The sequence below is a fragment of the Corallococcus exercitus genome, from assembly GCF_003611585.1.
Taxonomy (GTDB): Bacteria; Myxococcota; Myxococcia; order Myxococcales; family Myxococcaceae; genus Corallococcus; species Corallococcus exercitus.
The window spans coordinates 1-400 of sequence record NZ_RAVW01000936.1; the positions used below are offsets into that span (position 1 = coordinate 1).

The following is a 400-nucleotide window of genomic DNA, read 5'->3' on the forward strand; positions in this document are numbered from 1 at the left end:
AAACAAAGCGTCGCGCGTCGCTTAACTGTTCGAGATAGAGCAGGATGGCGCTGGTTTTACTGTCGCGCGCCAGATAGTCGAGCAATTCATCAACGTCGATATCCAGGCTGTCGCCGAGCGCAATAAAGTAGGAAAAGCCCATCTCACGCTGTTGCGCCCAGTCGAGGATGGTGTTGGAGACGGCAGCCGATTGCGAAATAAACGCCAGTTTGCCGCGTTTAATCGGCACAGGTGAAAAGCTGGCATTTAGACCTTGCCAGGGAGCCAGTAAACCCAGACTGTTTGGTCCTAGCAGGCGCATGTTATGGCGCAGGGCGCAGGCGCGGAGATCTTCGTGTTGCGATGCCGGGGCGGAAAGAATAATGCAGGTTTTACAGCCTTTCTCGCCGAGCTCTTCCAG

The 400-nt window shown here is 55.0% G+C and carries 1 pseudogene; it reads right to left on the bottom strand.

From position 1 onward, the window contains the following. Positions 1–400, bottom strand: a pseudogene (locus D7W79_RS42960) (acetate--CoA ligase family protein); the annotation flags it as partial.